We start from the raw sequence: 26,796 nt of genomic DNA, 5'->3' as shown, positions 1-26,796 counted from the left end.
TCTTCAAAAGGTACCCCTTTTAGAGCATATTTAATATTTGTAAATCGAAAATGAATTTTACAAAACATACAAAATGTTAAACTCAAAAAAACCAGCGATATTATACTCATGTACTGATATCACTAGTTTTTTATATGGATATTTGATGGTCAATTTTACAAATTATAAAAAATTACAAGCTCAGTTTTACATTTTCATAACAATATTTTTGTAATATTATCTTTCTTTTCCCTCTGTTTGATTGGCTTGGAACTCCATTTTTAGCGCAATACTATCCCCTTGGAAAACGTTTTGATCTGTTCCGTTGTCCTCAAATATAAACTTTATCCAAAACCAATCCATTTTCCCAGGTTTTAATCCCCCTGTTTCAGTCCACTTAGAATGAAATACTTTTTTGGAGACAATCTCTGAACTTTGTGATTTTAGTTCTGCAAGGGTTGTCTCGTATGCAGGGCTTTTTGCAGGATCCCAATCCCAAAGAAATTGTACTTTAATATGTTTACCGAAATCTTCTGTAGTATTATTTTGTTTTAAGTCGTTTACAGTATAGTCTATTTTCATCATTAAATCTTTAATATCTAATGTACCACTATTTTTTAAATTGAATTTCTTTAATATTTTGTCCCCAGGTTTTAAATTTTCTAAGTTAAGTGAAGTAGTTGGTTGCATAGCTAAATCCAATGTACCTGCAGCAAATGAATTATTTGTTACAACTTGATCGCTAAAATATGCATATGTTCCCCCACCAATTAAAGATAAACCCAGAGCGGCTGAAACCACTCCAACACCTAATTTCTTTTTCAATGACATTTTTTGTTCCTCCCATATCATTTTTATAATCTTTCTCCCTAATCAACCGAAAAGGTCCCCTTAATTCAGATATACCATGAATTGTTAAAAAATCATATTAAAAGAATAAAATCCCTTATTGAGAAAATTATGTTATTTCTATCTTCTATAAATGAAACGTCCCAAAAATAGGAAAGTTGAATTTGTAATTACCGAAAATTCTGCCAAAAACAAATTAATATTAACTCGCTTTTATGATTAGAATTATTTATTTCTTCAGGAGTATTCTAACGCTTCAAAAGATACACAATTCGTGTATAGATAGAGTTTACTTGAACCATGTGAGATATAAAGTCTTGCCAGCCTACATGTACATGGTCATAGTGTCCTGTTTTATCTGAACTGTGTGGGATATAAACTTATGTAACAGGACATCAATGTAGATTTGTTTCCTGTTTTGTCTAAACGTAGTGGGATTTAAAGTATTGTTACAGCGATATAACTTATGTTAACAAGGGATTTTATCTGAACTATGCGGGATATAAAACGGGGAATAAATCCTAAAGACATCAAAAAAGGAAGTATTATTTGAACTTTGCAGGATATAATTGCAAAAGTTCATAATGAAACCATAGAAATAAAGTCCTAATTAAAAGGGGCTCTATTTCTATGGTTGATACATTCAAATGTTTTATCTATCATTAGATCTATTTCACATTCGAGTTCTTTAGTGTTTATATTTCAAAAAATCATTTTTATTGCAAGAACTTTTCCATCGTTCTCTCTCTTAGATTCCCATACTTTGCGAAGGAGCTTAATTTCCCATGACTTTTTTGAAACATCTTCGTATGACCACATTGCAATTCTAGAATTTGAATGTTCACTTTCCACATCTAGAGCCACCTTTGGAAGAAATAAGTTAGGTGCAATTCCAATAGATGCGGTTATACCCGTTATATCATATATCTCTTTTTGAATTATTTTAGGAATTACAATTGGATCATGTCCGAAAAGATGCGCTGTTTGTTGTATGTCTAGAAAGCACACATCTATTGAGTAAACGTGTAAATCTTCAATTGCTACATATTTTGTATAAATTTCCGTAATTTAATTGAAATTTCAACGAACCTTCTCATTGTAGCATTCACAATTGCAACTAGATAGAAAATTAATCAAATAAAAAAAGTACCTATGGAATAAAATGTACCCTATAGAATAGACACTTGAAAAAAGTCTATTCTATAGGGTATTTCTTGTATAATAAAAGGAAAATCGGGATCGGAGAATGTTAAAAATGACAAAAAAGCTATTTACAGAAAGAGAAATTCAAATTCTATCAAATAACCTATACGTAAAATCTGTAAGTCAGAAAGGTATCACTTATACAGAGGAATTTAAGCATATTTTTATTGAGGAAAATGAAAAAGGAAAGCTACCTCGAAATATTTTTGAAGAATGTGGTTTTGATATAGATATGATTGGAATGAAACGGGTTATGTCATCGGGAAGTAGATGGCGTGCTGCTTATAGAAAAAATGGTGTTTTGGGTTTAAGGGATACACGTATCGAAAACGCTGGAAGAACTCTTGAGAGAGAGCTTACGTTAGAAGAAAAGTATGCCCGTTTAGAAGCCGAACGAAACTTACTAAAGGCGGAAAATGAATTGCTAAAAAAAATCAAACTTATGGAAGGGAGGGTGAAAAGGAAATAACACTACCACCTAGTCAGAAATTCATCTTGATTCGTTCTGTCATCATGAAATACAACTTAAGGAATATGGTCAGTTATTTGTGTAAAGTAGCTGGTGTATCCCGTTCGGGATACTATAATTACTTTTCAATTTCAGCTCAAGAACAACGGAAACAAAAGAATGATCGAGATGAAATATTGAAGAAAACCATATTAAAAGCACTTCGATTTAGAAATAGAAAGAAGGGGGCTCGTCAGATAAAGATGACATTGGCGGGTCAGTTTCAAGTTGTCTACAATTCAAAGCGTATCCGTAGAATCATGAAAAAATATGAGATTGTCTGTCCGATTCGGAAAGCAAATCCTTATAAAAGAATGCTGAAAGCTTCAAAAGAACATCGAGTAGTGCCGAATCAATTAAATCGAGAATTTAAACAAAATATCCCAGGAAAAACGCTTCTTACAGATATCACTTATTTAATTTACGGTAAGAATAAAAGAGCTTATTTATCTACAATTTTAGATGGCTCAACCAATGAAATTTTAGCTTACCATGTTTCAGAACAGATGACATTAGACCTCGTAACAACAACTCTTCATAAACTACAACGGAATAAGAGGATTCCATTGACTGAAGGCGCATATATTCATTCAGATCAAGGAGCCCACTACACAAGCCCTACCTACCAAAAATTAGTCAAAAAGCTAAAGCTCGGACAATCTATGTCAAGAAGAGGGAACTGTTGGGATAACGCTCCACAAGAATCATTTTTTGGTCATCTGAAAGATGAAGCACATATAAAACCTTGCGAGTCTTTTACTGAGTTGAAACAAGAGATTAAGAAATATATGAAGTACTATAATCACTATAGATATCAATGGAACTTAAAAAAGATGACTCCTGTTGGATACAGAAATCATCTTCTTGATGTTGCCTAACTTTTTTCAAAATGTCCTTTACAAAGGGTACAGATTAGAAATAGGTGCTTTTTTTATTGTATATAAATTACACATTAATTTATATTTGAAACAATATAAAAAGAACCTGCAAACCCGCAGATTCTCCTGATAATGATTTATATAAGTAAGACCTGAAAATATAATACAATAATTTGAAAATGGGTTTAAGTAAATAAAAAGGACCCACTGGAGTTTGGGTCCTTTCAGAAGTGATGATGTTTTCTCGGTTTAGGAACTGAGAAAATACAAAAATATAATACATCGAGATTTAGAGGATTTCAAGACCTAAATTAAAAATTACCGTGGGGTGGATGAACATGGATAGTGGCTATCGTGGAGCGGTTGGAGGTGTTGGTAGATAACACTGAAAGACCAATAAGTTTAAATATGAAAGCTCATGTAATCAAAAAAGGTACACGCATCGCTCAAGGCGTCATAGCGTCAGTAGTAACAGCTCATTTTGTTGAGGTGGACGAGCTATTGGTTAGTGAACGAGGTGTTGGCGGATTTGAATCTACGGGAACGAAGTAAGACAAAATTTGAATTTTATTAAAAAGAAGGAACAGAGGAATTTGTAAATGAGTTTGAAAGGTCCATAAAAAAAGAATTCAGTAAAACTCTGTATTCTTCTACACGTATTTTTATTTGTTAATCCATTTAGAAATAATAGGATAATGAAAGTCTTTTTCCTGTAGCACATATAAAATTCCTTTTATAGGTCCGAAAATTAACAAAAGAAACAGTATTAGATATAAAGGAGGTATACCGAAAATAATCAAAGCGTTATTTGGCGTTAAGTCTAAATTAGACAAAGATAACATTAAGATTCTTATTATGAATAGATTCCAAATCATTGTAATTACCCAAATGAATAGTTGGTAAAAAACAGCTTCAAGGATATTTTTTCGAATGTCTTGTGATTTGCATATGAAATAAAAAATCAATGGTATATAAAAAATTGTGACGCTAAAGAAAATAAGAAGACAAAAAGATAATAGGGTAAGAAAATGCATAATTAATTTTATGTTCTTTTCTTGAGTTAGGATTATTAAGGTCCTCCTATATGTATGAGATTTGTTGTGCTTATTAATATATATGCTATAGATAACTATAACATAAAAATTAATTGTAATAGAATACCGCATCGAAAAGAACACGTATTAAATTAAACAAAAGCGTTATTTGAAACTGTTCATGAAAAAAGAGCACTACCGAAAGTGCTCTTAGAAAATACATTTTATATTCTGTTTTGAGCTACGATTTTAATGTTCTCTGGTGGAATGATATCTCGAATTTTTTCTTTTAAATCTACTTGGACCATTTCTTCAAGATGTTCAAGTGAAACTTCAAAGTTTATGCATTCCGCAGTTGCGATGCTTAATAAAGAATAATTTTCATTCTTTTTAACAACAAGATATTTCGATTGATCTGTTATTACTATACACCCTTGTTGAATGCCTAATTTACGATTGTCTTCAAAAGTCATAAATGTTTCTCCTTTTATATGTATTGCCGATAAATAGTTTACTACATAAATATATTGGTTCATATTGAGAAACCTTACATTAGTATTACAAGTTTATAAGGTTTCTGAATATCTTGTGGCCTAGTAACAGGGAGAGTGTAAAAAGGTTTAATTGAATATTTAACAAAATCCTTATTTGAAAACAAGAGGCCCTAGAGTTAGGGCTCTAGGGCTTCTTATTTTGGTATTCTCACATGGTTTTTCAAAAAGAATAGAACATATTGAAGATACCATGTGAATGTTTCATAAATGTATCAAAAAAGTGAACAAAATTGCTATTGCAGAAGAATCAGAAATGAAGTTTCTAATACGTAAGTACGTGAAAGATATTATTTCTAGTGGATAAAATGGGCATGGGACACCTAATCATTATTTTATCGGGGGAAAAGAATATGTTACGAACTTGGTTGAATGAAAAAATGAAAATTTTACTTTAAGCGAAGTTAATGAAATATATTTTTGGGGTTATATCAATGATTGTTATCTTGATGGACAATTTAACTTTATAAAAGTCATAGAAGAAAACACAACTATGAGGAATAGTAAGCTTTGAACTACCCCCACTTTTACTTTGTTTAGAAGTGAGGGATTCCTAAGTAAAGAGTTCTATCGAACTCTAATTGATTAGGCTAACCCCGCAGTCCTTGCGGTTAGAAGCCTTATCGCTTCATAGGGATTCCTAAGTAAAGAGTTCTATCGAACTCTAATTGATTAGGCTAACCCCGCAGTCCTTGCGGTTAGAAGCCTTATCGCTTCATTCTTTAGATTGATGCTTGCGTTAATATCCCTATCATGGTGTGTACGACAAGAAGGACAGTCCCATTCACGTAGGTTTAGATTTTTAACGTCTTTATTTTGATATCCACAGCAAGAACATAATTGGCTGGAAGCAAATGTTTTCGATACGACAATGACTTGTTTGCCATACCATTTTGCTTTGTATTCTAACATGGATCGAAATTGCAACCAAGATACCTCACTAATTGCTTTTGCTAACTTATAATTCTTTAACATATTCGATACTTGCAAATCCTCTATACCGATAACATCGTGGTTTTTGATGATTTCAGTTGAAATTTTGTCCAAGTAATCTTTTCTAGTATTTGATATGTATTCATGAATTCTAGCTACCTTTACTCGTTGTTTATTCCAGCGAGAAGATCCTTTCATTCTTCTAGAAAGAACACGCTGTGCCTTCGCCAACTTATCTTCTAATGATCGGAAAAATTTCGGATTTTCATAGTGTGTTCCATCTGACAAAATAGCGAAATCTTTTAGTCCTACATCTATTCCAATGTAAGAATGTGTTTTCGGAAGTTTTTGTACTTCTGTTTCAACTAATAGTGACACAAAATATCTACCAGAAGGGTTCTGTCTAACTGTAGCATTTACAATACGCCCCTCTACTTCGTGACTTTTGGCAAATCGAACAAGGCCTAGTTTCGGCAACTTTATTTTGTTCCCTACAACGGCAATATTTTCATTTGTTTGTTTTGTGGTATAAGATTGTACGTTGTTCTTCTTAGATTTAAAGCGCGTATAAGCATCCGCAAGGTTGCGAACAGACGACTGAATCGCAATACTATCCACTTCTTTTAGCCAAACAAGCTCTTTCTTCATGGCAGGTAGTTTGGCAGAGCATATACCATAGGTCAAGCCTTTTCCTGTCTCTTTGTATGCGTGATTCCATAAGGATAGGAAATGATTGAATACAAAGCGAGAACACCCAATCGTTTTGTTGATTAGAATTGCTTGTGCTTGATTTGGATAGATACGAAACTTATAGGCTTTATTCATCATTATTTGATTCACCTCCATTTCGGTATATGACTATTATACACCAAACGTATATTCGATAGGTAGTGGAGTAATACTTTCTATATGTCGAACAATTAAGATGGCTTCCTGCTATCCCTTGTTCGAAGCCAATTCATCTCCCACCTACTCACTGGACTGTGACCCTTCACGCTCCTTGAGGAAGGAGTCTTCTTGGCTAAAATGATAAAAATGAAAAAAGCCTCTCATTGAGAGACTTTTGAAAATGTTTATATTTTCAACTATCTTAAAAATCTTTTCTTGATATCCGGAGTAGGAATAAGACATTGGTTTTGTTTGCCAAACCATTTGTATCTATTTTCTGCAACTTTTTTGTAATAAAAGTTTCGAATAGGTTTTGGAATTATTAAAAGGATAAATAATAATTTACAACTTCCTTTTAAGTATTTACAAATATTCAGTATGTCATCGGATTCTGTATAAGCCCTATTATTATCAATTAAAATCACACTATCTATTGTTTCGCTAATGTTGTATTGATTTAATAACTGAATGCCAATACTACTTTGGCGTGATGCAAATTTAAAATATTCTTTAGGATCTCTTTTAATAATAAACTGAACACTTTGATTACATAAGTTGCAGTCCCCATCAAAAAGTATAATTCGTGTCATTAATAATCCCTTCTAAAACGTTTATTTAATCTTTTTTATTTTAACGGAAAAGAGAATTTAAATACACTCATTTTAAATTATTGAATTCCAAAGAACTTTTAATAAAAACGCTATTTTATTAGAAAAGGGGAATGGATATAAATTTATTAGAGCAATACATTGAAGAAGTGATCAGTGAGGAACCGTACACTGAGGAATGGACAAAAGATTTTGATAAAAAATTTGTAAAGGTAAAGTTGGTTACCAATTGCTATGTTCGGAAACGCAATGAAGACCCAATTTTTGATGTTGATAAATGGGAAAAGGTAAAAGAACAAGGTTATTACATGGGATAAGTAAAAAAGCAGCTAGCAATAGCTAACTGCTCATATAAGGGAATCGGAGAAAGATAACCATGTGTCCATATTATTAACGGAATATTAAGTTTTTATTCAAAGGGTAGAGGGAAATAGAAGAAAGAAAGGAACCAAAAATGTATCTATGGCATGTTACGGGTGGAACAAAGAAAAACGATGTGTAGAGTTCCAACTATTAAGAAATGAAGAGATATTTGTAATGCCAATGTATAAGAAGGATGTAAGAAGCATGGAACAATTTTTTCTGATTAATGAAAAATAACTGAACAAAATAATCTTTTTAACAGAAAATGAGGAATAAAGATGAGACAAGGAAACCGCGGAATGGCGTTTGAAAAGCTTATTAACCTATCGAATGAATGGAATAGTGTTTATGGAATCGATTTCTATAATTTTTCACAGAAATATATCTTTGATTTTTTTGCATAATTTTACAACATATATTGTGAATTAGCTAATATCTATATACACGTATACATGACATAAGTATGAGAAGAACACACCTTATTTTTCAAAGGGGATACAGAAGATATGAGTAAGTTGTTTAAAAAGAAATCTGTTACACAATTATTAGAACCTAGTAAGAGTAAAACCTTAATGAAAACATTGGGTTCATTTGATTTAGTTATGTTAGGATTAGGTTCAATAATTGGAACGGGAGTTCTTGTATTAGCAGGATTAGTAGCAGCAAGAGACGCCGGACCAGCAGTTGTTTTTTCATTTGTATTGGCGGCAATTGTGTGTGGATTTATAGCTTTATGTTACGCAGAGATTGCTTCTATACTTCCGGTTTCAGGAAGTGTATATACGTATGCCTATGCAACAATTGGTGAATTAGTTGCACATTTAGTAGGTTGGATGCTACTTTCAATATATATTTTAGCAACAGCAGCGGTTGCTAGTGGTTGGACAGGTTATTTTCACACTTTAATAAGTGGATTGGGTTTGGAGATGCCCAAATCACTGTTAATGATTCCATCTCAAGGTGGTATGATGAATCTACCAGCGATAGTCATTACATTGATTATTACATTGATTATTACATGGATGTTATCGCGTGGTACAAAAGAAAGTAAACGTATCACTAATATAATGGTGTTAATTAAAATTGGAATGGTTATATTGTTTATTATAGTCGGTGTATTCTATATAAAGCCGGGGAACTGGGTACCGTTTACACCATATGGTGTAAGTGGCCTTTCAGCTAGTTGGGCAGCTGCATTCTTTACTTTTATGAGATTTGATATATTAGTAACTTCGGCAGAAGAAGTAAAAGATCCACAACGCAAACTTCCTATTGGTATTATTGTATCGTTAATCATAGTTACAGCAAATTCAACGGTTAGGATATTTCATATTTCAAAATAAAAAATGTAACAAAATATAACTAAATAAACATGTTTTGTTACGTTGGTTAGCGTGTTATAATGAGTTAGCGTTAACTTTAAGAGAACCAAATCTATATATAGGAGGGGTTTAAGTGAGTTTATCTCAGGAAAAAAAACTAAAATTAATGATGCATACTATTACTTTACTATCTTTCATCATTCTCACTTTTTTTAGCATTACAATTTTTTATATACCCTTAATTTTTTATTTGATATTTAAATCAAAAGAACTTCGTATCATTGCTATTGAAACAGCTGTTTATCAGCTATTCACTTGGATTATTGTATTGATATGGAATACTTTTGTAATGAGGACTTTAATGCTTTCTATGTTCCATTCTGATATGAATGTGAGTAATATGTCCATGATATTGTGGACAGCCCCAATTTATATAATCCTAACTATTTTATTAGGTTTCGGGCCCCTTAAAGGAATTTTATATGTATTACAAGGAAAAGATTTTCATTATCCTATTATCTCCAAATGGATTAGCAAGTAAAAAAATAATAAAAAGAAACAATTCCGACTACATAACTAGAATATGTGTTATAATCCTATTGAACATATGAATAGGATAACAACTACCTGCTGTAGGTAAGTAGCAATTTATCTAACGAAAAGATCACTTGTCAGAAGACAAGTGATCTTTTTATATACATTATCTATACTATTTGTGAGATCCATTAGATATTTTAGTTCTCTTATTTATATTGTGTACTCATTTCCCCACTCCTTTGATTTAAATACTATATCCCGTTTTCAGCAGCATCGAGTTATAATATCGACTCGATATATAATAAATATTGTTTAATCTAAAAGCCTCTGTTATATTCACCATCTATAAATCCTTCTTCACAAGAGTCAAATGAATATCGCTCTTTATATCCAACTTCATATTCTTCCAAGTAATTTCGTTCTTAATGTGTAAAAGTGTAAACGTGGACATTTACACTTTTACACAAGTTCACAAAAATAATACAACAATAAATTTTTATATTGTAATATAATTAAATAGACTTCGTTAGTTACAAACAGGAGGGATTTCATTGGAAGATTTTGATGATGAGCTATGCCAAATTGATATAGATCAAAAAGACGCAATACTAGTTGTGAGGGCTTACAAGAGGTATTTAGCAAAAACAGATGAGGATAGGGAATATGGAACAGAAGTAATTGAACGTATTAGCAATAGTGATACTACTCGTGAGGATGCGGATTTTATTATAAGATGCACGGAAGTTATTGATAATCTTATCGATAAAGTTTTCGAGGAGAAAGTAGCAAATAAAAGCTAACCTATTACTATAGGATAACCCTCCTAAAAAACATCTAGCATATAGGCTACGGATTATCTATTCCTGAACTAGTGACCCAAGATATCACAGCGATAATTCACTCTTTGTTTTTTGCCACTGTAGGCTCGGAACCTATCTTTGGAGTAATTATGAAGATGTACCAAGATTTCTAACGGAAATCTCTATTCAGAAAAATTATTAGTTTGGAGATAAAGCGGGCAAATTTGAAGAAAGGGATATCTACATAACATTTTCGAAATACTTTTATTTTAAAGATGATTCAGAAGCTATGCATAGCTGAACATATTGTGAAGCAATTAGGATTTAAAACTCATATATAATTTTTTAGTCGAAAAGGAATAAAAAACTAGTTTGTTAGACAAACCGCTTTTTCTTTTTATATTTTTTTCTTTTTGGTAAGTCAGGAGACTTCTTCATTATGTCAACAGCATGCATGAGCGTGAAATATGGATGTCTTAAAATCATTTTTGGTCCACTCTTTTTCATAACTTCCTTAACTAAACCTTTCATATCTGGTTTATAACAATGAATTTTGCAATTCTGGCATGCTGGTTTCTTTTCTTGAAATGGACATTTTGATAAACGGAAATAAGCATAATCTTTTAATTTTTGACATTCTTCACATATAGTATCTTGTTTATGTTCGTTTTTACAATACATATCAATCATAATGCTAATTGTTTTCTCTTCACGTTCAATTCGATTCATAAATTGGTGCCTCCTGTTTCAAAGTCTCTCTGCTTTGATTGTAAAACTTTTTTAGAGAGTTTATGTGAATTTTTATTGCCATTTTTTCTAATGTTTATCTCTTTCCTAAGACTTAAAGATGCATCCTCGTTTTTCTTATAAGCTTCCGGTATCTAAACAACTTGAACAGCAAGAGTTTACTTGGTTTTTCCGCGTTATTGATTAATTCTATTGGAAGGTGGGGAGTGTTTGATGCTTACTGCTATATCAAATAATTCAGCCTTAGAGCACGCAATCTGCGTTTTGTTTCAGGAGCACTATACAATTTTTAAATGAATGAATATATGGTGGTACCGCTTTTTATAAAATTGGATTTTTAGCGGAATAAATGTTAAGTTCATTTTACATTTTGTTAATTATGGTATACATTTAAGGGAAGAGGTGGTGAACTTGACTATTTTTAACAAAGTAAAGGAAATTAGAGCTCGTTTTAATTTCACACAAAGTGTATTAGCTGAAAAAGTTGGAGTGACGAGGCAAACGATCGCAGCAATTGAAAAAGGGGATTACGTCCCTTCATTATTACTAGCATTGTCAATTTGTGATGTGTTTGATTTGAAGATGGAAGAAGTGTTTGTATTAAATAAGGAGGAAGAAGAGGATGAATAGATTGATGATTTCTTATATGATTAATGTAATTATTATGGCATTAGCGTGTTGGGTATTCATTGAACTTTATTACGGCATTATAGAACTTGCCAATATTATTGACGCTAAGAAAGTAACTTTTGAAGTATCATTAAATATTACACCAGTCTTATTTTTATTAGTTATAGGTATTGTAATAACAATTTTTTATAAAATACAGAAAAAGAAATATAACGCCCTTTCATATCTGATGTATCCACTATTGTTTCCCCTAGAAGACGAACGTGAAAAGTTAATTACTGAAAGAGCTTGTCGTACAGCATTTGTTTCACTGTGGTATGTGTTAATCATTGCAATTGGATTTTTAGTGCTTTCTCCTATTTTTAATATATATATTCCAGAATATCCCTTATACATTGTATTTAGTGTTTTCTTTATTCAAATGACAGTTTTTTATTTATCTTTATACCGAAATAAAATAATGTAAAGTGAGCCCCTCGTGTAAAAGCAAGAGGGGCCCTTTATATGAATGATTTATAGTGATTCCCTTAATAATTTTCTATTTTCTAACATATCATTTAATAGAATCTGTCCCATCATCATTGCAAAGTTATCCCTGGTTTTTGTATAGTAGTCATTAAGTTTTAAAAGATAGTCTTTCCTGGGGACATAGGTGATTACAAATCCACGGTTTATTTCTTTAGGAAAAGGAATATATATATTTTTAACATCCTGGTTTGTAGTGTTGGGATTTTTAAATAATAAATCATTTAGATTACTAAAAAATTCTTTTCCATTAGAGATAGGTTGAATTTTTTTAGCTTTGTGAACAACATTATTAGTTTTATTTGAAGCTATTCCCCATATAATTACACCACCAGAAGCATGAGAAAAAAACGATATACTTTTTTCGTAATTCTTTTTATCATCTATTGAAAGGGCACTATTTGTACAATTTTTTTTGCATTGAAATGTAAGGAATATATTCTCTTCTTGCTGTGTAATGATCATTTTTTGAATGTATGAAAATCCTTCTTGTTGAAACTTTATAAAAATCTTCTTCGCATTCGCCAAATTAAACATTCTCCTTTTCTGCTTTTTAGCAAAATATTTAAAAGAGTAAATCAGAACAAGTAAACTTTGTATAGGAAATATATTTTTTAAAATTCTAATGCTTTTGATTTATTTTTTATTTTATTAATATCCTGGCATTGTTGGGAGAGCTGGGCACATTCATGAAAAGCAAAATGTTTACACCCTACACATTTCGCTTTATTCAAATGTCTTAAAGCACAGTTAATTGCTTCTCCTGTATGATCAAAAAAGTTCTCTTTTCCAATCTCAGCGTATAATCCATTTTTAATTAGAGTTGTTTTCAACTCTGATTGAGCCCCTGAAATGAGAAGTACGCCACCTTGGTTTTTAAAATGTTGGCCAATATTCCTAAAGTAGGCTTCGCCTGTTGTGTCAATAAAAGGAACCTTGCCCATACGTAAGATTAGAATTTTGGGTCTATAATGAATTGTCGCTAAAATGTTTTGTTCGAATGTTTGCGCAGCTCCAAAAAATAATGGACCTTCTATTGTGTAAATACTAATTTGAGGGCAATCATGAGCATTATTTACCACATGCGGTAATAATTTTTCATTCTTTGTTGTATGATCAGGAAGCACTTTTGACATCACAAGCATATTACTCATACGTTTTGTAAACAAAATAATAGCTAAAATAAGACCGATTTCCACAGCCGTTGTCAAACTTGTAAATACAGTAAGGGAAAATGTTACTAGTAATACAAGAGAATCTCCGGTCTTCATTTTAAGTATATGAACAAAATGCTGTTGCTCACTCATATTCCACGCTACAACCATTAAAATAGGAGCCATACTAGCAAGTGGGATGTGCGAGGCGTATGGAGCTAGCAGTAGAAGCGTAAATAACACAAATACTCCGTGAATCACACCGGACATGGGTGAAACAGCGCCACTTTTAATATTCGTTGCTGTTCGAGCAATCGCTCCAGTCGCCGGAATTCCTCCAAATAACGGGGTAACAATATTAGCAATTCCTTGACCAATAAGTTCTTTATTACTGTGGTGTTTACTATTTGTCATACCATCCGCGACGACAGCAGATAAAAGAGACTCAATACCACCTAACATAGCAATAACAAATGCAGGGCCAATTAAATGTTGGATACGCTCTATTGTGATCTCTGGTATATCAAACTGAGGTAGTGTATTTGGAATCGTACCATATGCTGTACCAATAGTAGGTACATGACCTGAGAAAAATATAGTTGCAATTATAGTTGAAATCAAAACACCTACTAATGAACCCGGTACTTTTGGCAAAATTTTTGGTGTTACGAGTATAACGAAAAAGCAAATCAAAGCAGTTACTACATTATAAAAATTAGTGGTACCGATATGAGTAAATATTTCTTTCAAATTTGCTATAAAGTCCTCATGTTTTTTTATGCCTGTTAAACCTAAAAAACTAGCAATTTGTCCAGTGAATATAATAACAGCAATACCTGAAGTAAAACCAATTGTTACAGGACGTGGGATGAACTTAATCAGCGAACCTAATTTGAAAATTCCCATAAGGCATAAGATAATTCCAGCAAGTAAACCAGCAAGTAGTAAATCTTCATACCCATAAGTAATGACAATTCCTAAAAGTATGGGAACAAAAGCACCTGTAGGTCCTCCAATTTGATACCTTGAACCACCAAATAGAGAAATAAGTATTCCTGCAATACATGTTGTATATATTCCATACTCTGGTTTTACACCAGAAGCTATAGCAAAAGACATAGCAAGAGGAATCGCAACAACTCCAACAATCAGTCCTGAAAGAAGATCTTTTTGAAAATGCCCTAAGGAATATCCTTCAAACCTTCCCGTAAATAAACCTCTCATTACAAACCCTTCTTTTCTCTTTTTAATACATCTAGATTACAAATGTGTTTTCAATTTGCTTATACAGGAGATTTTTATTTTCATAAAAGAGAACGAACTCCTAATATTTACTATAGGTTTTGCTTAAATGACGTTCTAGTTTCCCTATATCTCCACCTTGTTGTACATGGAATTGTAATTTTTCCGCTAGAAGTTCTCCAGCCCGACTATCTAGCTTTTTCGTATCAATAAATGATGTGACTTTTACTTTATCTGGGGTAATATCTCTACGAAACATCTGTCCTGGAATATCAGCCCAAAAACTATTCCATTCTTCTAATAAACCTATTTGATCAAACAAAAAGTTCTGAATGCCGCATAACCATGCTGTACAAGCTGTATTCCTTTTTTGACATCCAATACCATCTTGTAAATGTTGACATGAAAAGCAACAAGAATATCCACTTTTAATGCAAACATTACAAACGTGATGAGCTCCTATAGAGTGAAATATCTCAATTCCATGTTGGATGATATCTTCTCTTTTAGCCTCATTGCTCAATTTATTCCTCCTTTATCATTTCACTTTCTGCTTCATCTAGCTCTTCTAACATAGAAATAGTATCAATTAAATGATTGTTAAAAATTTTCCGCGCAACCACCAATAAATTCATAATCATAGGATCTCGAAGGGAGTATAATACTCGTTTTCCATCTTTAGTGCCAACAACAATATTTTTAGCGCGTAATACACTTAATTGTTGAGAAACTGCAGAACCTTCTTTTTTAAGAATGCTTTGAATTTCATTTACACTTTTTTCACCTTCTGATAGAACTTCCAAAATACCTATTCGTAAAGGATGAGATAAAGCTTTAAAGAAATCTGCTTTAAATTGTTGCATTTCGGTCCCCATTAAAACACCTCTAGTATTTATTTACATTTAACATTTCAGAAGTATCCTATACATCTTCAAATGTTTGAATATGTATAGGATACTTCTAAAGCCAAGAATTATCAATACAAATTTAGAAACTTAAAATAGGTAAATAAATGGTTTTTGGTTGAAATTACGATTCTTTCTTTCGTACACAAAAATCCTATGTGTCCTAGACTATATTTCTAGATAAACCTTATACCCACAGGTTCAGAGGCTATTGAATAAGGGAGAAATAATGAATTTACATGAATAGACTCAAATAACATAAAAGCATTAAAGGAAAGAGGATTTACGGATTTATAAGAACGGAATATTTATGCAAGTAAAGGTGAGCTGTAAAAAAATGTAACAATCTAGTTATAGTATGACGAATAAAGAAAAGAACCCGTTAGTAAAAAACGGATTCTTTTCACTAGGTGTGCAAGAAATTCAAGGTGACTCCAATAAAATCACTTGTATTTTTTTAGGGCATGCACAAGTTTGAACAAAATATTTATTTGAACGTAAAAAGGATTTATTCAAGATAAAGAAGCTTTTTGAAAAAGTAGGTGGACACCTAAAGGGAATTATTGAAAGACAAATTAATTTTGGTGGGTTACTTGAAGATTCGAGGGCAATTGTTATGCTACACATTGATAAATAGTAGGTTACTTATAAATTTTCTGAATTAGTAATTTTAGAAATTAAAGAAGGTGTATAGACTTCATATCCCTAATTCAGATTCACTATATTTGATAGATTACCTGTATTTGTAAAAGAAATATTAAATACAAAGAGGTATCGAAACTGCAAAAAGAGAATATGTAAATTTAAGGATGAACAAATCCATTAAAAGGTGATAATTTAGTATGTTTAGAAAAAATCAGTAGAAATTAATAGTAATGTTTTGTTTGTTGATGTGTATAAGTGGAATTAATGTTAAGAATATTCAATATTAATAATATCAATTTACTATAGTTTACAATTATGTAAAACTATAACCAGGGTGGATTTTCTTTAAAACTTATCACTAATAAAGATTTAAAGAAGTTTTTGTTTCATTTTCCATCAAGAAAAAAGCCAATTTTTATATTCATTGGCTTCTTTTAAATCCATACTCTTTTTCATTTATAATTTTACCACATCATCAGCTTTTGTATAGATAAATAATTTAAAAATTCAGACTGAAATACCCGTTGTTTTGAATGGGATTGTAGGATTGTTTGGAGTTGGGTTCAAAAATGGATAGACTTGTTCAAATGGGATGAATCAAATCTATTAGAATTAGAAAACGCTGTCATTAGTGGTGTAATATTGGCAACTATTATACCCCAGAGACTGGAATTATGAATAATAGAGAAACGAGAATTTGTATTTTAGATTTGCAAGGCCATCATACTAGTAGGGTACATAAATATTATATTGATGATTGTAAATTTGGAAAAGCAGTATGTCGAATAGGAACGGAATTGATTTTTGATGAAAAGGCCGCTAAAAGAAAAATAAAATTGAAGTGGGATTACATTTTCTAGCAAGCGCTGGTGTTAATAAGGAATGGATATTTATAAGAAATGTACATCAATTTGAATTTCACATAAGTAGTTTGCGTAAACAGCAAAATCAATGTGGCTTGTAAATAATTAATTAAAAGTTGTAATAGAAGTGATAAGGATAGAAATATTAATGGCCTTCTTATAAGTATTAACTGAGAAACTGGCAAGAATTGTAGATAACGTAGTAGGATGCGAGAATTTATCAAACAAAATGAGGTGAATGAAACATGAAAGTAATTACGAAAAAAGCACAAATGATACGCTCAGAGGGAGGGGAATATTGTAATCGTCAAGCGGACGCAGACCAGTATAATGTGGAGAAGTGTAATATAGAAAGCGAGTGTATCAAGCTAGAAAAAAAATCAGTTAAAAATCGAACGACAGAAGAAAAATGGGATGAAAGATGCAAACAAGCAGTTCAATTATTTAATCAAGGGACCGAATATCCAGATATTGCGAAAATAGTAGGGTGCAAAGTGAGTAGTTTGTATAGAGAGCTCAAGAAACGTGGAGTATTAGAAATGCCAAAGCAAGCAGCACCCGCTAAAACATTAAGATCACCCATAATAAAAGCAAAAACAAAAAAATCGAGGTTTGAACGATATAAAGAGTATTATATGTATAAATAGAAGGATTAAAGGCTATATAGTTGTTTATCTGAATAATAACTGTATCTAAGATTCTCTATTTTTCGATTTATCACAAAGTACACATTTAGACATTACATCTAAAATTCTTATCAACTCAGCTTTGGGGGATTAGTAAAGATGCCAAAATATCAAAAAGATACATTTGAATAAATATTTAAGGGATTTTTGAGCACTTGCTCCTTAATGGTCGCTAATATGTTTAGTGCTACACACTCTTATGAAATGTATTAATCAAGCTGTACGCCACATATAATTAATAGTCTTAATATATAGGTAAATATATATGATTTCTGCAAATGGAGGAGATATATAATGTTAACTGAATTACAAAAAAAGTTTTTCTCAAAATTAAAAATGCCCCCAAGAGAAAATGTGAAATTTGAAGATTTATATACAATTCTTTTGCAGATGGGGCACTTATTACCTTATGAAAACATAGACATCATGGAAGGAAATACGAAAGAATTTTCTAGAGAAAATATTGAAGAAAAGCTGCTTTTAAAGAATCGTGGCGGATTATGCTATGAAATTAATTCTTTATTATATTATTTTTTGTGTGATTGTGGATTTAATGTGTATCGAATAGCTGGAACTCTATATGATCCAAAAACAAGAAAGTGGAACCCTGATGATGGCCACGCACTTATCGTTTTACAACACAAATATGAAAACTATATTATAGACGCCGGTTTTGCATCCTATCTCCCTTTACATCCTGTTCCTTTTCACGGTGACAGTGTGACTTCTGTAACGGGCGAATATCGTGTTCGCAAACAAAATACGGAGAAAGGAACGCATGTATTAGAAATGAAAAAAGGGGAAAATGGAGAAACTTCACATTTTTTTGATTCTGATCTTAGTGATACCTGGTCTATCGGTTATGCTTTTTATTTAAATGCCATTAATGAAAAGAAAGTGAATGCTATACAAAACATGGTTATAGAGCATCCAGAATCACCAGTAAATAAGGCGAATATTATTTGCAAATTAATTGAACACGGGCATATTGCACTTACTAAGCAAAGTTTTACAGAAACCCGGCATGGAAAGAAAATTAAAAAAGAAATAACAGAGAAACAATATCATCAAATACTTAAAAATGAATTCAATATTTTTTAGACAAGCAAGATGTAGAAAGTAAACTATAAGATTTTCAACGCATTACGCCCTCATTTGTAGAAAAATGGGGGTTTTTAATTAATAAGTGCTTAAAAAGTTCTGGAATATTTTTATTTTTATGAATTTTTATATTGTTAATAGGATAAATTCAGCGATATATAACTTAAATTTATAACGAAATACTATAAATGCTTATGGAATAACAGTGAAAATAACATCAAATATATCCATTTTATTAAAATAGTACTACATTCATGGGAAATTTGTTCAATTGTATATAGAGAGATATTATTTTAAATAGTTATTAATAACGAAAGAGGAGAGGGAAAATTATGTTCAATCAAAGAACAAGAAATGGCGTCAAAAAAATCCTAGCAATTACAGCAGCTAGTACGGTGTTTTCGATGTTTGGATCATCAATTTCTATCATAGAGGCGGCGTCTGCTCCAGGAGTTTATGTTACACCTAAAAATAGTGTTTCTTCAGATATTATTAGTATAGACTGGTCTCCTGTTCAAACAGCACCTTATACATATTGGGCTGTACATAACTGGAACCAGGGGGGAGAAGCTGGTGGGTATGCTGGATTCCAACAACAAAGCGGTTTTGATGAAAATGGAAAGCGTACTTTACACTTTGCAGTTTGGGATCCTATTTCTTCTAAGGAAGCAATAAAAGCAGAATATGTATCCCCTACATCAGTTGCAAGTAATTTTGGTGGAGAAGGAACAGGTCTTAAAATTCAGACGACATATGATTGGAAGAATTATAATTGGTATCGCATGACAATGCGTTCTTGGCAAGAGAATGGACACACAAAATTTGGACAGTGGTTAAAAGATGTTTCAAAAAACCAATGGAAGCTTATTGGGATTATGGACTTTCCAGTTCCTAACGTTACATTTAACTATGGACAAACGCTGTTTCAAGAAGACTGGCTTGGTAATGGACAAGATGTAAGAGAGGCACGTGTAAAAAATGGATATGGAAGAAATATCTCAGATAAAAAATGGACATCTTGGAATACTCAATCAATAGAGGGGCAAGAGCCATTGAATAATAATTGGGATGGGGGAGCTACTTCAGAATATCTTTGGTTTAAGGCTGGGGGAGACTCTCGATCAACTATTGGAACAGGAAAAACATTTACGTTAAATCAACCTAGCCAACCTGAAATAGGAAAACTAGATTATGATGTAAAGTCTATGTATTATGAAAATGAAAAATTAAATATAACTTGGCAATTAAAAGATAGTAGTACCCCTCAATTTAAGGGGAAAATTGAAATTTATAATAATGAAAATATGACGGGCCAACCGATTAACGTAATTAATGATATTAAATCTTACCAAAATGGAATCAGTCAATCTATATCATTACCAACAAATACTTATGCAAAAATTGTATTAACAGATATATTTGATCAAACTGTGGAAAAAAAGGTGAAAATCAAAAATGAATCTCCAAACATTTTAGAAGGGGATCGTTTTGCATGGTCGATGAAGGGTATAGGAGATTTTGAATTTGCAAAACTTGATTTAAATAAATCAACAGAAGAATTGCAAGTTAGTTTAATAGCAGGTACACCACACAATTATTTTGATAGTACGTATGCAAGTATTAAAGTACAAGATACATCAGGTAAAGTGGTATATAGCAAAGAGGTTTATGGGAATACCCAACAAAAAGCTGAATCAAAAACAGTCCCAGTAAAAGTGGGCAATTTTATTGAACTTACACACCTAGAAGGTGAAGAGAGAGCAATATTAACAAATTTAGATAATAATAAACGCGAAAGTTTTGATAAAAAAGTAATATATGAAGTTACAAAGGATGGTCTGAAGAAAGTAAATCAAATTGTTATTCCTAAACCGGACACAGAAGCTCCTACACAGCCATTAGGATTATATGCAAGTGATGTTACAACAAACAGTGTAGAGTTAAAATGGAATCCTTCTACAGACAATGTGGGTGTAAAAGAATATCAAGTGTTACGTGATGGACAATTGATTCAAACTGTACAAGAAACACAGTTTACTGATCAAAACCTTACAGCTAATAAAGAATATAAATATACTGTAAAGGCTGTAGATGCGGCTGGAAATATCTCAGTTCAAAGCGATATCCTTCCAGTAACAACAAAGAGTCAAAATGTAACGTATGAAAAATGGGATCCCAAAAAGGCATATACAAAAGGAGATAAAGTAGAGTATCAAGGGAAATTTTATGAAGCGGTTCAAAGCTATCAAGGAAATGGAGATCCTACTTGGATATTTGCCCTATCTTTATGGCAACCATTTAAAATGATATAAAAGTCTTTTACTTAATTTTTATATATTCGTTTAGTGGTCGCAAAAATATGTTTAGATTTTAGCAGAAGATTTCAAAAGTGTAAGGGGAAAACTTAAAAACTTAAAATCTGTATATAAAGTAAATGGTAGTAAAAATACCAAATCTGAATTTTATTAAGAAAGTGTACTAAAAAATTTGATTATATAAAGGGGGAAATAATTTTATCACTGAAAGAAAAAGCCCTGCACACAGGGCATCTAAAAAGATACCTTAGCAATAACGACAATTAGGGAGAAGTATTAACTTAAGGTATCTGGGTGGATGGTTGCATAGTAAATATGCAATTTTGAGCATTGTTGAATGTATTGGGATATTCAACAAGTTCAGAGTAACACAAAGTTTCTGTTAATTCAGCCGGTAAATTTGTCCAAAAATACGGATCTATAAATCCACTTTTTACCTCTAGTGTGGATTTATAGATCCTAACAAACGTGTGATTCGAATTTAAAGTAATACCTTTAGAGACTTTTACTGGTCTATTATGAAAATTATACGATTTAGGGAAGTTCCTGAGCATTTCGTTAAGACTAGACCGCAGGATATATATATAATACTTAAATCATGAGAATCGACAATATCTATGCATATCTTGTCATAACAACAAGACTTTTTGTAACTCTTTATTAATTAGGGGAGAGGTCATGTTTGATGAGAATGATAATCTGATTAGGAGGAATAGAGGTGGAACTAACTAAATTGGAAAAGGTAATTGTTATTAGTACATTTGTTCAAGGGTTAGGTGAAGAATTCCTGGAAAATAGCAAGGAAAACCATTCTTTAAAACAACTACTTAGGGAGATAGAAAAGGTGTTTAATGATTCAACACCGGATCAAATGCGAGAAGCAGCTGAAAGTGTATTAGAAAAATTCATTTATGATTTAATAAAAGAAAACAATCTTCCACTACTAAAAAATTAATTAAGGCTTAGTGCGAGAACGAGAGGGCAGTAAGGAAATGCCTATAAGGAATCGTTACCGTATCCCTATAAAAATTAATATCAAGCTTGCATAAGGAATGATATATAAAGAGTTTATTCTCTTTATATATGCCAAAAGTCAGTTACTTGTTTTCGAGAATCATGTTTTCTAACAATCTTCATTATTTTTTGCATTGTATTTGGTGATGGTACATAATCCTTGTCATTACACAGTTGGCCTAATGTATTTCTGTTTACTTTACTAGCTTTAGAAAAATCCTGAATTGAGTAATCGTAGCTAGCTAAAAATTTAGCTAGCTTTGTTCTATGTCTCCCAATACCTCTACCCCACACGCTAATCTCCTCCATAATCTTTTTTAATCATCCTTGTCCAAAATGCAAAAAACTATACGCAATTGCAAAGAAAAATTTGCATATTGTACAAGCTATTCACAATAAGATGTATCAAGGTTGCTACCAAATTAGCTATCAAGGTAACTCTACCAAATTTCTAAGTTTGTAAGCCCATGTATCATCAACATTCAAAATTCTGTTTATAAAGGGGAGATTTATATGTTAACTACATTTATCTCTTTAGGAGCTTTAGGAGTAACGACAATTGGAGGGGCGTTGTTAGAAAAGCATCTTGTGAAAAATGATCATGTTGCAGCAGCGAAACTTTTAAGTGATGGAATATATTATGGAATGAGGATAGGTGGAGTTTGTTTCATTGGTTATGTATTCATTCAAATTGTGGAGATGTTTTAGGGAGGAAATTACATGGGGATTTTAAAGGATTGGCTTCATAAACAAAGTTTGAAGAATCGACTTATAGAGGTATTTGTAAAGGCAGGTTTATATGTAGACCATCAAACAAGAGGTGGAAAAGTACCCATTTACCCGAAGATACATGACATTTTTTCCTCGAAAGAAAAGGTTCGATACATATTTACCATTCCAAACGGATTAGATCCGAAAAACATTGAAAAGAAGTGGTTTTGCTTTCAACAAATATTAGGGCGTAATGTAGCAATTGAAGGTGATATTAAAAGGTTTGTACTTAATGTGTTTCATTCGGATGCTGGGCTACAAGCATACAATTACAGTTATAAGAAGTGGCAACCATTACTTATACAACATCATCTTCCCGTAATTGTAGGGCGTGACCAATTTGGAAATATGATTACGTATGACATGATTGCTTCAAACACGCCGCATCTTCTAATTGCAGGAGAGACAGGGAGCGGAAAAAGTAGTATGGTACGCGTTGTACTGTCCACACTCATTCAATATATGTCTCCTGATAAATTACATTTGTACCTGGGTGATTTGAAGAATTCCGAATTTCATTTCTTGCGAAGGGTGAAACACGTAAAAGAGGTTTGCATGGAAGAAATAGAAATGAAGATTATGCTGCAGAAAGTGTGGAAGGAAATACGCGAACGTAGAAAATTGATGGAAGAGTATGAAGTAGATCATATTGACGAATACAACAAATTAAATCCTGATAATCAGAAACCATATATCTTACTTGCTATCGACGAAGTGGTCATGTTGCAAGATGAAAAAGAATGTATGTCTATAGTTGAAAAAATATCGGCAGTCGGAAGGGCACTTGGAGTTTTTTTAATGCTAAGTATGCAACGCCCTGATGCAAAAGTACTGGATGGTAAGTTAAAGCTCAATATGACGGTTAGAATGGGCTTTAAATGTGATAGTACAATTAACAGTAATATTATGGGTACTCCTGGTTCAGAACGCTTGGAGCAATCTGGCCAAATGATATTAAAGTTAAATGGATTAAAGAAAGTACAATCTCCTTATTTAGAATTAAGTAAAGCCAAGAAGATAGTTGAACCTTATCGCGTTCCGAAAGAGAATATAAAGTTGCAAAACCTACCACAAGAAGAAAATCAATTATTCGGGGTGTTAGATTATGAGGAATAGAGACAAAGCCATACTAAACAATTTGAAGCTTTTTAGATGTATGTCTCGTGATGACATTATTGATTTGCATTTTCAAGGATTAAAGAACGCGGTTACATGCTGTAATACGGTGATGAAGCGATTAAGAAGAGATGGTCATGTGGATGCCAATATCTCGCAACAGCCATACATTTACTTCCCTCAATCCAGCACACTTCGCAAAACTAGCCAAAAGATTCCCCACTTTCTAGGCATATTAGATGTATATAAACAGCTTATCTATTATGAAAAACCTAAACTGTTTAAAGTGGAGCCAAAGTACGGTAAAGAATTCATGGAACCTGATGCATTTACAATTTGGCGTAGATCTCCATTCTTCATTGAAGTCCAGAGGTCAGTTTACAGCAAAAAAGTTATGCAAGATAAAATAAATAGGTATGAATTATACTTCCACAGTCAGGAATGGCATAACGAATCTTGGCAGCCAAAAGAATCTAAATACTTTCCATCAATACTTATAATTACTGAAAAGTATTATAATATCAGCTCTTTTAGCCTACGTATTTTTCAAGCTTCTTCAATTAGTAATTTCTTGAATAGCCTTGTTGTAAAAGCACAGTAACAGCCCCTAATTAGGGGTTTTTTCTCTAAAGAGGTTTCTTAATTTAAATCTACGTTTATGAGGTCATCATTGACTGAATTAGTTAATATATTATTTTGCCAATGTGAATTCTAATACAGTTTCTGTTATTAATACAAGTAGCAATGCTGTTTTCGCGACAATTTCAGTACATACATTCTTTCAGTGCATCGTCTCTTTAGTCGCCGAATCAATTCCACATACTTTTGGAAGGAGGAATATTACCTAGGATTTCAAAAATGTTTACATATCCATATAACAATAATTGATATTGAATGTTTTCTACCTTAAAAGCTAGTTAGGCGATAAAAATAACATGAATGGACATAATAAGTTTGGTAAATTCGCGTATTACTTTTTTAATCCTAGGTATTATATTGCTTATAAAAGGATGTGTTAGAAGTGAGAATTGGAGTAGTTAAAGAGATAAAAAAGGGAGAAGCACGTGTAGGAATGACCCCTGAAAATGTTCGGAAGTTAGTTGAAGAAGGGCATCAAATCTTAGTAGAAAAAGATGCAGGTATTGGATCAGGATATACAAATGATGAATATACAGGCGCAGGTGCAAATTTAGTAGCACAAGGAGAAGCTTGGGAAGTTGATATGGTAGTTAAAGTAAAAGAACCATTACCTGAAGAATATCGTTACTTTAAAAAAGATCTTATAATCTGGGGTTTTTTACATTTGGCTGCGTCGAAAGAATGCGTAGAAGCAATGAGAAATGCTGGTACTACTGCAATTGCAGGAGAAACAATTAGCGAAGATGGTGTTTTGACATTATTAAAGCCAATGAGTGCAATTGCTGGGCGTCGTGCTGTATTTATGGGAGCATATTATTTAGAAAAACAACATCAAGGAGAAGGGATCTTATTATCAGGTATTGAGGGAATCCCTGCCGGAGATGTAGTTATTTTAGGTGGAGGAAATGCTGCAACTAATGCCTGTGATATGGCAATTGGAATTGGATGTAGTGTTACAATCCTAGAGGTTAATCAAGAAAGAATTGCATATTTAAGAAAGCAATNATTTATTTCAACAATTTTAATACCAGGATCTCGCCCTCCTAAAATTGTTAAAGAGTATATGGTTCAATCTATGAAGCCAGGAAGTGTCATTGTGGATATTGCAATAGATCAAGGTGGTACGGTAGAGACAGTCGATCATTATACAACTCATGATAATCCTGTATTTATTAAACATGATGTAATCCATTATGCAGTACCAAATATGCCTGGTGCTACTCCACGTACTTCTACTATGGCCTTAGCAAATGGAAATATTGAGTATTTACTAGAAATAGCTAAAAATGGATTAGAGAATGCAATCCAAAATAAACCGGCTTTAGCAACGGGGATAAATATTTACAAGGGTACGATAACTTATGAGAATTTAGGCGCAACACTAGAGTTAGATTATAAGCCATTGAAAGAAGTGTTAATATGAGTAATGAAATTTTACCACTCAACATTGGGAATATAAAAAATGCACAAAAAATTTTAGATGGAAATGCTAGAAAAACGCCTTTGGTTAAATCTTTCTATTTAACCAGTAAAACCGGTGGAGAAATTTATTTAAAGTTGGAAAACATGCAGTTAACAGGTTCGTTCAAGTTTCGTGGTGCATTTAATAAAATTTCTCAACTTACAAATGAAGAAAAAGAACGTGGTGTAATCGCCTGCTCAGCTGGAAATCATGCACAAGGTGTCGCATTATCTTCTCATTTACTTGGTATCAAAAGTAAAATTGTGATGCCAACCTCTGCACCGCAAGCTAAAGTGGATGCGACGAGAGGATATGGTTCTGAAGTTATTTTATACGGTGATACATTTGATGATGCAAAAGCAAAATGTGAAGAGATTATAAAAGAAACAGGCGAAACATACCTACATCCATATGATGATGTAGAAGTAATGGCTGGCCAAGGGACAATTGGGTTAGATATTCTGGATGATATGTGGGATGTTGATACTGTTATTGTACCTATTGGTGGAGGAGGAATTATTTCAGGAN

General features: G+C 32.3%; 25 protein-coding genes and 7 pseudogenes. 20 read left to right on the top strand and 12 right to left on the bottom strand.

All coding sequences use genetic code 11. The annotated features are described in order from the left end of the window. Window positions 1–216: 216 nt before the first annotated feature. Window positions 217–810 carry a TasA family protein gene (locus tag ASE54_RS16655; RefSeq protein ID WP_000053755.1) on the bottom strand — a complete coding sequence of 198 codons (594 nt, stop codon included), beginning with the start codon at window positions 808–810 and terminating at the stop codon, window positions 217–219. Between the two features lie 774 nt (window positions 811–1,584). Next, window positions 1,585–1,940 (bottom strand): annotated as a pseudogene (locus ASE54_RS37580) (damage repair protein); the annotation flags it as partial. A gap of 134 nt (window positions 1,941–2,074) precedes the next feature. Here ASE54_RS37580 and ASE54_RS34565 point away from each other — a divergent pair. Together ASE54_RS34565 and ASE54_RS16635 are read left to right on the top strand one after the other, a co-directional pair. Further along, a protein-coding gene (locus tag ASE54_RS34565; RefSeq protein ID WP_085961348.1) for an IS3 family transposase occupies window positions 2,075–3,417 on the top strand; the annotation gives its coding sequence in 2 pieces (ribosomal slippage) (window positions 2,075–2,456 and window positions 2,456–3,417; 1,344 coding nt in all). Between the two features lie 308 nt (window positions 3,418–3,725). Further along, window positions 3,726–3,969: pseudogene (locus ASE54_RS16635) on the top strand (deoxyuridine 5'-triphosphate nucleotidohydrolase); the annotation flags it as partial. Window positions 3,970–4,079: 110 nt separating this feature from the next. Here ASE54_RS16635 and ASE54_RS37090 read toward each other — a convergent pair. From ASE54_RS37090 to ASE54_RS16620, 4 genes are all read right to left on the bottom strand, one after another. Continuing rightward, complete coding sequence (locus tag ASE54_RS37090; RefSeq protein ID WP_080548811.1) at window positions 4,080–4,487, bottom strand: DUF4870 domain-containing protein; 408 nt, start codon at window positions 4,485–4,487, stop codon at window positions 4,080–4,082. A gap of 188 nt (window positions 4,488–4,675) precedes the next feature. Further along, the gene (locus tag ASE54_RS16630) at window positions 4,676–4,924 is read right to left on the bottom strand and encodes a hypothetical protein (RefSeq protein ID WP_000141883.1); all 249 of its coding nucleotides are present in this window, start codon (window positions 4,922–4,924) and stop codon (window positions 4,676–4,678) included. Between the two features lie 750 nt (window positions 4,925–5,674). Beyond that, complete coding sequence (gene tnpB / locus ASE54_RS16625) at window positions 5,675–6,763, bottom strand: IS200/IS605 family element RNA-guided endonuclease TnpB (protein WP_000981141.1); 1,089 nt, start codon at window positions 6,761–6,763, stop codon at window positions 5,675–5,677. A gap of 257 nt (window positions 6,764–7,020) precedes the next feature. Continuing rightward, window positions 7,021–7,413, bottom strand: a complete 393-nt coding sequence (locus ASE54_RS16620; RefSeq protein WP_000196759.1) for a DCC1-like thiol-disulfide oxidoreductase family protein — start codon at window positions 7,411–7,413, stop codon at window positions 7,021–7,023. 131 nt (window positions 7,414–7,544) lie between these two features. Here ASE54_RS16620 and ASE54_RS16615 point away from each other — a divergent pair, with 131 nt between their 5' ends. The 6 genes and pseudogenes from ASE54_RS16615 to ASE54_RS37085 all read left to right on the top strand — a co-directional run. Then, window positions 7,545–7,748, top strand: coding sequence for a hypothetical protein (locus ASE54_RS16615; RefSeq protein WP_000354041.1), 204 nt, complete (start codon window positions 7,545–7,547; stop codon window positions 7,746–7,748). Between the two features lie 324 nt (window positions 7,749–8,072). Next, window positions 8,073–8,198, top strand: coding sequence for a hypothetical protein (locus ASE54_RS37400; protein WP_003310252.1), 126 nt, complete (start codon window positions 8,073–8,075; stop codon window positions 8,196–8,198). A 102-nt stretch (window positions 8,199–8,300) separates the two neighbouring features. Next, window positions 8,301–9,098, top strand: a pseudogene (locus tag ASE54_RS16610) (amino acid permease); the annotation flags it as partial. 151 nt (window positions 9,099–9,249) lie between these two features. Next, on the top strand, window positions 9,250–9,657 hold the full coding sequence (locus tag ASE54_RS16605) for a hypothetical protein (protein WP_000059259.1): 408 nt from the start codon (window positions 9,250–9,252) through the stop codon (window positions 9,655–9,657). 547 nt (window positions 9,658–10,204) lie between these two features. Next, window positions 10,205–10,453, top strand: coding sequence for a hypothetical protein (locus ASE54_RS16600; RefSeq protein WP_000389273.1), 249 nt, complete (start codon window positions 10,205–10,207; stop codon window positions 10,451–10,453). Between the two features lie 76 nt (window positions 10,454–10,529). Beyond that, window positions 10,530–10,794 (top strand): annotated as a pseudogene (locus ASE54_RS37085) (integrase); the annotation flags it as partial. A 34-nt stretch (window positions 10,795–10,828) separates the two neighbouring features. Here ASE54_RS37085 and ASE54_RS16595 read toward each other — a convergent pair. Further along, a complete protein-coding gene (locus ASE54_RS16595; RefSeq protein ID WP_001079532.1) occupies window positions 10,829–11,182 on the bottom strand; it encodes a nitrous oxide-stimulated promoter family protein in 354 nt (117 codons plus the stop codon). 429 nt (window positions 11,183–11,611) lie between these two features. Between ASE54_RS16595 and ASE54_RS16590 the strand changes: the two genes are divergently transcribed. Further along, window positions 11,612–11,830: a helix-turn-helix transcriptional regulator gene (locus ASE54_RS16590; protein WP_000151822.1), complete on the top strand. Its 219-nt coding sequence runs from the start codon at window positions 11,612–11,614 to the stop codon at window positions 11,828–11,830. Continuing rightward, on the top strand, window positions 11,823–12,296 hold the full coding sequence (locus tag ASE54_RS16585; protein ID WP_001080993.1) for a hypothetical protein: 474 nt from the start codon (window positions 11,823–11,825) through the stop codon (window positions 12,294–12,296). Before ASE54_RS16590 ends, ASE54_RS16585 begins: the two co-directional genes overlap by 8 nt. Before the next feature lie 47 nt (window positions 12,297–12,343). On the opposite strand, the gene ASE54_RS16580 is transcribed toward ASE54_RS16585, so the two are convergent. From ASE54_RS16580 to ASE54_RS16565, 4 genes are all read right to left on the bottom strand, one after another. Further along, a complete protein-coding gene (locus ASE54_RS16580; RefSeq protein WP_001262251.1) occupies window positions 12,344–12,883 on the bottom strand; it encodes a hypothetical protein in 540 nt (179 codons plus the stop codon). 86 nt (window positions 12,884–12,969) lie between these two features. After that, the gene (gene sulP / locus ASE54_RS16575; protein ID WP_001214614.1) at window positions 12,970–14,733 is read right to left on the bottom strand and encodes a sulfate permease; all 1,764 of its coding nucleotides are present in this window, start codon (window positions 14,731–14,733) and stop codon (window positions 12,970–12,972) included. 100 nt (window positions 14,734–14,833) lie between these two features. Further along, window positions 14,834–15,274: a hypothetical protein gene (locus ASE54_RS16570; protein ID WP_000064032.1), complete on the bottom strand. Its 441-nt coding sequence runs from the start codon at window positions 15,272–15,274 to the stop codon at window positions 14,834–14,836. A 1-nt stretch (window position 15,275) separates the two neighbouring features. Then, entirely contained in the window at window positions 15,276–15,626 is a 351-nt protein-coding gene (locus ASE54_RS16565; protein ID WP_000536399.1) for a metalloregulator ArsR/SmtB family transcription factor, read from the bottom strand. A 1,783-nt stretch (window positions 15,627–17,409) separates the two neighbouring features. Between ASE54_RS16565 and ASE54_RS16555 the strand changes: the two genes are divergently transcribed. From ASE54_RS16555 to ASE54_RS16540, 4 genes are all read left to right on the top strand, one after another. Further along, window positions 17,410–17,811, top strand: a complete 402-nt coding sequence (locus ASE54_RS16555) for a hypothetical protein (RefSeq protein ID WP_000864837.1) — start codon at window positions 17,410–17,412, stop codon at window positions 17,809–17,811. Between the two features lie 333 nt (window positions 17,812–18,144). Continuing rightward, window positions 18,145–18,951: an arylamine N-acetyltransferase gene (locus tag ASE54_RS16550; RefSeq protein ID WP_000954710.1), complete on the top strand. Its 807-nt coding sequence runs from the start codon at window positions 18,145–18,147 to the stop codon at window positions 18,949–18,951. A gap of 332 nt (window positions 18,952–19,283) precedes the next feature. Continuing rightward, entirely contained in the window at window positions 19,284–21,263 is a 1,980-nt protein-coding gene (locus ASE54_RS16545) for a DUF3472 domain-containing protein (protein WP_000483139.1), read from the top strand. Between the two features lie 721 nt (window positions 21,264–21,984). After that, window positions 21,985–22,221 carry a hypothetical protein gene (locus tag ASE54_RS16540; protein ID WP_000424048.1) on the top strand — a complete coding sequence of 79 codons (237 nt, stop codon included), beginning with the start codon at window positions 21,985–21,987 and terminating at the stop codon, window positions 22,219–22,221. Window positions 22,222–22,343: 122 nt separating this feature from the next. On the opposite strand, the gene ASE54_RS16535 is transcribed toward ASE54_RS16540, so the two are convergent. After that, a complete protein-coding gene (locus ASE54_RS16535) occupies window positions 22,344–22,574 on the bottom strand; it encodes a helix-turn-helix transcriptional regulator (protein ID WP_000264559.1) in 231 nt (76 codons plus the stop codon). A gap of 219 nt (window positions 22,575–22,793) precedes the next feature. On the opposite strand from ASE54_RS16535, the gene ASE54_RS16530 reads away from it, so the two are divergent. From ASE54_RS16530 to ASE54_RS16510, 6 genes and pseudogenes are all read left to right on the top strand, one after another. Then, window positions 22,794–22,988, top strand: a complete 195-nt coding sequence (locus ASE54_RS16530) for a hypothetical protein (RefSeq protein WP_000958230.1) — start codon at window positions 22,794–22,796, stop codon at window positions 22,986–22,988. A gap of 12 nt (window positions 22,989–23,000) precedes the next feature. After that, window positions 23,001–24,167: an FtsK/SpoIIIE domain-containing protein gene (locus ASE54_RS16525; protein ID WP_000511835.1), complete on the top strand. Its 1,167-nt coding sequence runs from the start codon at window positions 23,001–23,003 to the stop codon at window positions 24,165–24,167. Continuing rightward, window positions 24,157–24,768 (top strand): replication-relaxation family protein, encoded by a 612-nt coding sequence (locus ASE54_RS16520; RefSeq protein WP_001245886.1) that lies wholly within the window; start codon window positions 24,157–24,159, stop codon window positions 24,766–24,768. The genes ASE54_RS16525 and ASE54_RS16520 overlap by 11 nt, the downstream gene beginning before the upstream one ends. A 420-nt stretch (window positions 24,769–25,188) precedes the next feature. Continuing rightward, window positions 25,189–25,810: pseudogene (locus tag ASE54_RS37080) on the top strand (alanine dehydrogenase); the annotation flags it as partial. 1 nt (window position 25,811) lies between these two features. Continuing rightward, window positions 25,812–26,229 (top strand): annotated as a pseudogene (locus ASE54_RS37075) (alanine dehydrogenase); the annotation flags it as partial. Further along, window positions 26,226–26,795 (top strand): annotated as a pseudogene (locus ASE54_RS16510) (pyridoxal-phosphate dependent enzyme); the annotation flags it as partial. The pseudogenes ASE54_RS37075 and ASE54_RS16510, both read left to right, overlap by 4 nt. Between the last annotated feature and the right edge of the window lies 1 nt (window position 26,796).

Source organism: Bacillus sp. Root131, from assembly GCF_001429475.1.
In the GTDB taxonomy this organism is placed as follows: Bacteria; Bacillota; Bacilli; order Bacillales; family Bacillaceae_G; genus Bacillus_A; species Bacillus_A thuringiensis_S.
This window is presented reverse-complemented; position numbering and strand designations above follow the sequence as displayed.

Bases quoted from the DNA above. Each gene is read 5' to 3' on its own strand.
- ASE54_RS16655 (WP_000053755.1), bottom strand. From the start codon at position 810: ATGTCATTGAAAAAGAAATTAGGTGTTGGAGTGGTTTCAGCCGCTCTG.
- ASE54_RS16630 (WP_000141883.1), bottom strand. From the start codon at position 4,924: ATGACTTTTGAAGACAATCGTAAATTAGGCATTCAACAAGGGTGTATA.
- tnpB (WP_000981141.1), bottom strand. From the start codon at position 6,763: ATGATGAATAAAGCCTATAAGTTTCGTATCTATCCAAATCAAGCACAA.
- ASE54_RS16620 (WP_000196759.1), bottom strand. From the start codon at position 7,413: ATGACACGAATTATACTTTTTGATGGGGACTGCAACTTATGTAATCAA.
- ASE54_RS16615 (WP_000354041.1), top strand. From the start codon at position 7,545: ATGGATATAAATTTATTAGAGCAATACATTGAAGAAGTGATCAGTGAG.
- ASE54_RS37400 (WP_003310252.1), top strand. From the start codon at position 8,073: ATGAGACAAGGAAACCGCGGAATGGCGTTTGAAAAGCTTATTAACCTA.
- ASE54_RS16595 (WP_001079532.1), bottom strand. From the start codon at position 11,182: ATGAATCGAATTGAACGTGAAGAGAAAACAATTAGCATTATGATTGAT.
- ASE54_RS16585 (WP_001080993.1), top strand. From the start codon at position 11,823: ATGAATAGATTGATGATTTCTTATATGATTAATGTAATTATTATGGCA.
- sulP (WP_001214614.1), bottom strand. From the start codon at position 14,733: ATGAGAGGTTTATTTACGGGAAGGTTTGAAGGATATTCCTTAGGGCAT.
- ASE54_RS16565 (WP_000536399.1), bottom strand. From the start codon at position 15,626: ATGGGGACCGAAATGCAACAATTTAAAGCAGATTTCTTTAAAGCTTTA.
- ASE54_RS16555 (WP_000864837.1), top strand. From the start codon at position 17,410: ATGAAAGTAATTACGAAAAAAGCACAAATGATACGCTCAGAGGGAGGG.
- ASE54_RS16550 (WP_000954710.1), top strand. From the start codon at position 18,145: ATGTTAACTGAATTACAAAAAAAGTTTTTCTCAAAATTAAAAATGCCC.
- ASE54_RS16545 (WP_000483139.1), top strand. From the start codon at position 19,284: ATGTTCAATCAAAGAACAAGAAATGGCGTCAAAAAAATCCTAGCAATT.
- ASE54_RS16530 (WP_000958230.1), top strand. From the start codon at position 22,794: ATGTTAACTACATTTATCTCTTTAGGAGCTTTAGGAGTAACGACAATT.
- ASE54_RS16525 (WP_000511835.1), top strand. From the start codon at position 23,001: ATGGGGATTTTAAAGGATTGGCTTCATAAACAAAGTTTGAAGAATCGA.
- ASE54_RS16520 (WP_001245886.1), top strand. From the start codon at position 24,157: ATGAGGAATAGAGACAAAGCCATACTAAACAATTTGAAGCTTTTTAGA.